The following is a 4,268-nucleotide window of genomic DNA, read 5'->3' on the forward strand; positions in this document are numbered from 1 at the left end:
ACGAGAACACCGCCGACGTGCTGATCGAATCGGCGCTGTGGAACGAGATCAACATCGCGCAGACCGGCCGCAAGCTCGGCATCAATTCGGATGCGCGCTATCGCTTCGAGCGCGGCGTCGATCCGGCCTTCATGGTGCCGGGTCTCGAGCTTGCAACCAAGCTGGTGCTGGAGCTGTGCGGCGGTTCGCCGTCGGAGAACGTCGTCGTCGGCAACCCCTTTGGCGCCGATCGCGTGATCGATTTTCCGCTCGCCGAGGTCAAGCGGCTCGCGGGGATCGAGGTGCCGCTGGTCGAGGCGAGGCGCATCCTCAGCCATCTCGGCTTCATGGTGGCCGGCAGCGGCCCCATTGTGAAGGTCGCGGTGCCGTCCTGGCGCATCGACGTGCACGGCAAGGCCGACATCGTCGAGGAAATCGTCCGCATCGTCGGCGTCGACAAGGTGCCGATGACGCCGTTCGAGCGCGGCGAGGAACCGCGTCAGCCGATCCTCACGCCGATCCAGCTTCGCACCCGCCGCGCCAAGCGCGCGCTCGCCGCGCGCGGCATGGTCGAGGCGGTGACCTGGTCGTTCATTTCAAAACCCGCGGCCGAACTGTTCGGCGGCGGGCAGGCCGAGCTCGCGCTCGCCAACCCGATCGCGTCCGATCTCTCGGACATGCGGCCGAGCCTGTTGCCGGGTCTCGTTGCCGCCGTCCAGGCGAACGCCAATCGCGGCTCGTCGGACGTCGCGCTGTTCGAAGTCGGCCAGGTGTTTCGCGGCGACAGACCGGAAGATCAACTGGTCGCGGCGTCGGGCGTCCGCCACGGTTTTGCGTCCTCGAAAGGCATCGGACGGCACTGGTCCGGCGCGGCTGCCGCCGACGCGCTCGACGCCAAGGCCGATGCATTCGCGGTGCTTGCGGCCGCGGGCGCGCCGATGCAGGCGCTGCAGATCGTGTCCGGTGGCCCCAACTGGCTGCATCCTGGCCGTTCCGGCACCATCCAGATCGGTCCGCAAAACGTGCTCGGCTACTTCGGCGAGCTGCATCCCCGCGCATTGGAGGCGCTCGGCGCCGACGGCCCGCTGATCGCGTTCGAAGTGATCCTCGACCGCATTCCCGACGCCAGGCAGAGGCCGACCCGCGCCAGGCCGGTGCTTGAACTGTCCGCGTTCCAGCCGGTGTCACGCGACTTTGCCTTCATCGTCGATCGCACCGTCAAGGCCGGCGATATCGTGCGGTCGGCGCTAGGCGCGGAAAGGAAACTGATCGCGGATGTCACGGTGTTCGACGTCTACGAGGGCAAGGGCATCGGCGACAGCCAGAAATCGATCGCCATTGCGGTGACGATCCAGCCGCGCGAGAAGACCCTTACCGATCAGGAGATCGACGCGATCGCCGCGAAGATCGTGGCTGAAGTGACGAAGAGGACCGGTGGCGTGCTGCGCGCATGATGCCGAAACCAGCAAGGCGGCTTTCGGACAACATCATGCTCAAGATGTAGAGGATGAGTCCCTTTGGCCTGATCCCGGCGGACCTCGGCATCCATGCCGCGATCGCGATCTGCGCGATCGCCCTGGTGTCGGGAACCGCGCGGGGGTTTTCCGGCTTCGGCTCGGCGCTGATCTTCATGCCGCTGGCGAGCAGCATCGCGCCTCCCCGGCTCGTCGCGGCGCTGCTTCTGATCATCGATTTCGTCGCGGCCGCGCCGCTGGTTCCGAATGCCTGGAAGCAGGCGGACCGCAAAGCCACCGCGGTCATGGTGCTCGGCGCGCTGATCGGCGTGCCGATCGGAACGTACTTTCTCAGCCGGCTCGATCCCGTGACCACACGCTGGATCATTTCAGGGTTCGTGCTGGCGCTGTTGATGCTGCTGCTCTCGGGCTGGCGCTACCGGGGAAAGGACCACGCGGCGATTTCCGTCGGCATCGGCGGCTTGTCCGGCTTTTGCAGCGGGCTGGCGCAGACCGGCGGGCCGCCGATCGTCGGCTACTGGCTCGGCCGGCCGATCGCTTCCCCGATCGCACGCGCAAATATATTGCTGTTTTTCGGCGCGTCGGATTTCTTTTCCGTGGTGAGCTATTGGTTCACCGGGCTCATTACGGTAGATGCGATCAAGTTTTCGCTGGTCGTGGGTCCGGTCTATGCGGTCGGCGTCTGGTTCGGCGCCCGACTGTACGGCCACGCCAGCGAGACGTTATTTCGTTCGATCTGCTACGCATTGATCGCTGCGGCAGTGATCATCGGCTTGCCCGCGCTCGATGGCCTGCTGCGTTGAATTTTGAATGTTGCCGGACCTAACCCTCGCTCCCGGCTCGCGCGGAGCACGTCATCGGGCGCGCATTCGCGCGACCCGTTGGCTTGAACCCGACCACAGCACTTATCCCATCATCAAATCGCAATACCCATAGCCATCCCGCTCGACCCGCTCGCCGGTGGTCACCGCAAGCCGGCAGGCAAACATTGGTCCGGCCACCACGCAGGTGTGAAACTCACCGTTCTCCCCGCAGGGATCGACGCTGTCGGGCAAATCGGCCAGCAGTTGCGAATCAAACTTGCGACCCGCAAAAGCCGCCGGCAGCTTCTTGAGATCGACGGTCGCAAGGCGAGCCTCCAGCCCGCTTGCGATCATCGCCTGCGCCAGTTCGCGCGTCGGGCGCTGCCACAGCGGAAACACCGGCGTGATGCCCGACCCCGCGAGCTTCTGTTCGCGATAGGCGCGGATATCCGAAAGGAAAAGATCGCCGAAGATCATGTGGGTAATGCCGTCACCGACGGCTTGCGCGACGGCCTCGCCCATCCGCGCTTCGTAGATCCCGTTCGGACAGGGATAGGGAATCGGCACGATCCGCAGCGGCAGGCCGGCGGCTTCACACTGTGCCCGCAGGATCTCCTGCCGCACGCCATGGATCGACACCCGGCCGAATGTCTCGGTCACCGTCGTCAGGGCGCCCACCACCTCGAGCTCACCCGCCCGACGGATTTCATGCAGCGCAAAGGCGCTGTCCTTGCCGCTCGACCAGGAGATCAGCGCCCTCGGCGGTGACATTAGCGGATCGGGGACGCAGGCGTGGCCGACCTTGGCGGCGCGACGCGGCGCCGTTGTGGCGGCGCCTCGACCGGTGCCGCATCCTTCAAGGCGCCGATCCGCCGCAACGCCGCTTCCGCCGCGCGCTCGCCACTCTCCCACGCGCCGTCGACCGTTCCCCACAGCGTTTCATGGCTGGCCTCGCCGGCGAGATACAGGCAGCCGATCGGCTCGGCCAGGATTTTTCGCGACGGCTGCCCGCCTGGCACGGCCGATGACATCGCGCCGAGCACGAAAGGCGACGCGTTCCAGCGCGTCGCGCTCGATTTCTTCACGGCCGCGGCGGCATCGCTGCCGAACAGCCTGGTCAGCCATTCGAGCGCGAACGCGACCATCGCCTGTTCGCCCTGCGCGGAGAGATCGCGGCCGAACGAGCCCGCGACATCGATCGAGCAAAGGGACGAACCGCCGATATTGGCGAACAGCAGGCCGGTCCTGGTCGAATTGCTCCGCTCGATGATGACATCGTCTCGCGCCAGGCCAAGCGGATTGCCCGGCATCTGCAGGGCAATGCGATCACAGCTGCCGAGGCTCAATTTCGCGGCGGCGTCCAGCGTGCGCTTGGGAATATCGGGCGCGAATTTGATGCTGCCCATGGCCAGCACATTGCTCGATACCGTGATGACGGCTGCGCGGGCGGCGATCTTGCCGGCCGGCGTCTCCACGCTGACATCCCGGTTGCTCCAGGAGATGCGGTTGGCCGGCGTCGATAGCGCCAGCGGTACCTGCTCGCCAAGCGTTGCGATCAGCGCGCCCAATCCCTGACGGCAGGCGAATGCGGAATTGCGTTCCTGCGCGCGCGCCTTGTCGATCGCGGAGAGCTCCTTCAGGTCCCTGCCCGCGAAATTGGCTCCGAGCACGAATTCGACCGTCCCCGCCCAGTCGCCGAGATCCTTTGGCAGGGCCGAAGCGCACGGCACGTCGGCCTTGCGCGAGGCATCGTCGACGGCGCGGTTCGCGCGCAACAGCGCAGCCAAAAACTCTTCGGTCTCGCCGGCCCGCGCATTGCGGCGGCCGATACGGATTTTCTGGGCCGACGGCGCGGCCGTGATCTCCTGTCCCGCGGCGCGCGCGAGCCTCACAATCGGGTTGGTCTCCGGATTGTACAGCCAGCGCGCGCCACGATCGAACGGCACCTCGAAGGTGGCAAGATCGGTCTGGCAGCGGCCGCCGATCTGGCTGGCTGCCTCCACCACGATCA

The 4,268-nt window shown here is 66.3% G+C and carries 4 protein-coding genes; 2 read left to right on the forward strand and 2 right to left on the reverse strand.

Going from position 1 to position 4,268, the window contains the following annotated elements; all coding sequences use genetic code 11:
- Positions 1 to 1,433: phenylalanine--tRNA ligase subunit beta (locus WCE35_RS07370; protein ID WP_424592690.1), on the forward strand; the 1,433-nt coding region annotated here is incomplete at its 5' end.
- Between the two features lie 53 nt (positions 1,434 to 1,486).
- Positions 1,487 to 2,257, forward strand: a complete 771-nt coding sequence (locus tag WCE35_RS07375; RefSeq protein WP_424592691.1) for a sulfite exporter TauE/SafE family protein — start codon at positions 1,487 to 1,489, stop codon at positions 2,255 to 2,257.
- A gap of 102 nt (positions 2,258 to 2,359) precedes the next feature.
- On the opposite strand, the gene WCE35_RS07380 is transcribed toward WCE35_RS07375, so the two are convergent.
- Both WCE35_RS07380 and WCE35_RS07385 read right to left on the reverse strand, forming a co-directional pair.
- Complete coding sequence (locus tag WCE35_RS07380) at positions 2,360 to 3,028, reverse strand: ATP-binding protein (protein ID WP_424592692.1); 669 nt, start codon at positions 3,026 to 3,028, stop codon at positions 2,360 to 2,362.
- Positions 3,028 to 4,268, reverse strand: a 1,241-nt coding sequence (locus tag WCE35_RS07385) for a flavin monoamine oxidase family protein (protein ID WP_424592693.1), incomplete at its 5' end; no start/stop codon positions are given. The genes WCE35_RS07385 and WCE35_RS07380, both read right to left, overlap by 1 nt.

Origin of the sequence: Bradyrhizobium sp. (assembly GCF_049691595.1) — a bacterium.
In the GTDB taxonomy this organism is placed as follows: domain Bacteria; phylum Pseudomonadota; class Alphaproteobacteria; order Rhizobiales; family Xanthobacteraceae; genus Bradyrhizobium.